This is a genomic window from Bradyrhizobium sp. P2_E8, assembly GCF_056403875.1.
Map to the genome: position 1 here is coordinate 1 of NZ_JBFUES010001039.1, position 2,524 is coordinate 2,524.

The 2,524-nt window shown below is 64.3% G+C and carries 4 protein-coding genes; 2 read left to right on the forward strand and 2 right to left on the reverse strand.

All coding sequences use genetic code 11. The features are described from left to right. Both AC1D00_RS36295 and AC1D00_RS36300 read left to right on the forward strand, forming a co-directional pair. A partial coding sequence (locus AC1D00_RS36295; RefSeq protein WP_477013982.1) for a TetR/AcrR family transcriptional regulator occupies nucleotides 1-595 on the forward strand: 595 nt, incomplete at its 5' end. Nucleotides 596-598: 3 nt separating this feature from the next. Further along, nucleotides 599-1,381, forward strand: a complete 783-nt coding sequence (locus AC1D00_RS36300; protein ID WP_477013983.1) for a sulfite exporter TauE/SafE family protein — start codon at nucleotides 599-601, stop codon at nucleotides 1,379-1,381. Nucleotides 1,382-1,383: 2 nt separating this feature from the next. Here AC1D00_RS36300 and AC1D00_RS36305 read toward each other — a convergent pair whose 3' ends face one another. Continuing rightward, complete coding sequence (locus tag AC1D00_RS36305) at nucleotides 1,384-2,088, reverse strand: glutathione S-transferase family protein (protein ID WP_477013984.1); 705 nt, start codon at nucleotides 2,086-2,088, stop codon at nucleotides 1,384-1,386. Between the two features lie 105 nt (nucleotides 2,089-2,193). Next, complete coding sequence (locus AC1D00_RS36310) at nucleotides 2,194-2,337, reverse strand: hypothetical protein (protein WP_167770573.1); 144 nt, start codon at nucleotides 2,335-2,337, stop codon at nucleotides 2,194-2,196. Nucleotides 2,338-2,524 lie beyond the last annotated feature (187 nt).

A 2,524-nucleotide genomic window follows, 5' to 3' on the forward strand; every position in this document is an offset into this window, starting at 1 on the left:
GCAGCAGATCCTCGAGGCCGCCCTCGCCTGCTTCGCCGAGAACGGTTTTCACCAGACCGGCATGGCCGACATCGTGAAGCGCTCGGGGCTGAGCCATGGCGCGGTCTATCTCTACTTCCAGAGCAAGGACGACCTGATCGAGGCGCTCGCTGACGACCGGCATCGCCGTGAGGCCGTGCTCAACTCGGTCGCGCAGGGATCGGGCGATCCGATCGAAGGCCTTCACGCCCTGGTCCGCGTTTACACGCAATGGCTCACCGATCCCGCCGGCGAAGCGCGGCGGCGCGTCGGCATCCATGGCTGGGCCGAAGCGCTGCGCAACCGCCGCGTCCGCACCAGCGTCGTCGAAGGCATCGAAATGCCGCGTGCCCTGATCGTGGCGCTGGTCGAGCGCGCCCAGCACGACGGCCTCGTCAACCGCGACCTCGGCGCCGACGCCATCGCGCGCGTGCTGATCGCGATCTTCCAGGGCTTTGTGCTGCAAAAATGCTGGGGCGAGGACTTTGACGTCGATGCCTGCATGGCGACAGTCGATGCCGTGATCGACGGCTTCCGCACGATGAAGCCGGACGTCAAGCGACGAACCCGGGCTTGAGCCATGTCCTGGATTGWCGAACTGCTCGCAGGAATCGGCGTCGGCCTCGTCGGCGGCGTGACATCGGGCTTCATGGGCACGAGCCCGGGCGGCGGCCTCGTGATCTTTTCCGTTCTGCTGCTCGGGGCCGAGCAACATGTCGCCCAGGGTACGTCGCTGATCACGCAGGTCCCGCCAACCGGCCTCGCCGGTGTGCGCCGCTACTGGCAGAGCGGCAATCGCAGTCCGCTGCAATGGATCGTCTGGATCGGCATCGGATTTCTCGTCGGTGGCGCGGGCGGCGGCTATGCCGCGGCCGGCGTGTCCGACGCAGTCCTGCAATGGACCTACGTCGTCTACCTCGCTCTCTTGATCGCGGCCCTGCTGCTGCGCCGTGACCGCAAGGACGGTGCTGGCGCGGCCGGCGATCCCGGCGAATTGCCGTGGCTTCCGCTGTTCCTCATCGGCGCGCTGGCCGGCTTTTCCTCCGGCTTCATGGGCATCGGCGGCGGCCTTGCGATCACCGTCGGCCTCGCCGCGGGCCTGCGCGTGCCGCAACATCAGGCGCAACTCGTCAGCCTCGTCTTCTCGGTGATCCCGACCAACATTCCAGCGGCGTGGATCTACTGGAGCAAGGGACTCATGGTCGGGTGGCCAGCCATAACAGGCATTGTTATCGGCCTCTGGGTCGGCACCGATCTCGGCGCACGCATGGCCAATGGCGTCAGCAAATCGGTGCTGCGCCGGGTCATGATCGCCCTCGTCTCGCTGATGGCGCTCTACATGACCCACAAGGCGCTCAGCTAGTTTCACGGTCGCTTCGGGATGTTCAACCCGCGCTGCACGGCGGGACGCGCCAGGCCGCGTTCGAGCCACGCGGCAACCGATTTGAACCGGGTGAATTCGAYGAGGTCACCGGCGCCGTAGAAACCGATGAGGTTGCGCACCCAGCCGAGCATGGAGATGTCGGCGATGGTGTAGTCGTCATCCATGAACCATTGCCGGCCCGCCAGATGCGTCTCCATCACACCGAGCAGACGCTTGGACTCGCCCACGTACCGCTCGAGCGGCCGCTTGTCCTCGAAATCCTTGCCGGCGAATTTATGAAAGAAACCGACCTGGCCGAACATCGGCCCGATGCCGCCCATCTGGAAATGCACCCACTGGATGGCCTGGTAGCGGCGCGCCGCATCCTGCGGCAGCAGCTTGCCGGTCTTCTCCGCGAGGTATTGCAGGATCGCCCCGGACTCGAACAGCGGCAGCGGCCTGCCGCCGGGACCGTTGGGATCGAGGATCGCTGGAATCTTGCCGTTCGGATTGAGCGACAGAAACTCCGATGTCTTCTGGTCGTCCTTGCCGAAATCGACGAGATGGACTTCGTAGGGCAGCCCGATCTCCTCCAGCATGATCGACACCTTGACGCCGTTCGGCGTCGGCAGCGAATAGAGCTGAAGCAGCTCCGGATGCTCGGCCGGCCAGCGCTTGGTGATGGGAAAGGTGGAGAGATCGGACATCGGGACCCCGGCATCGTTCGTGAGATTGTCGCCTAATCTAGGCGAGCGGACGAACGGCACAAGGCCGATGCAGAGACCACATGATCTTTTCGCACAGAAGTTGGATCACAGCCGCGGCAGCAAGTGACTTGTCGCATACGCGATGTCGCGCTGCGCGCGTTGCTTGACGAAGAGCTGCCCGGTGACGAGCAGGGCTCCGATGAAAACGAGCGCGAGCAGCGCGGTCGCGAATTGACTGGTATCATTCATCGCACGAGCATCTCTGTAGTCTCTTCGCACGGGGAACGCGGGCCAACCACCCGCAGTTCCTATATCTGTCAAATAAATTGCCGCTTTTTCCCGAATTCGCCTTGGCGGCCGGTCGCCTCAATAGTTGATCTCCATTCGCAATCCGCGCGGATCGATCTCGCCGTCGCCGACCGACTCCGTGCTGTCG

Excerpts from the sequence above, each read along its gene's own strand:
- AC1D00_RS36310 (WP_167770573.1), bottom strand. The coding sequence starts at position 2,337 with ATGAATGATACCAGTCAATTCGCGACCGCGCTGCTCGCGCTCGTTTTC.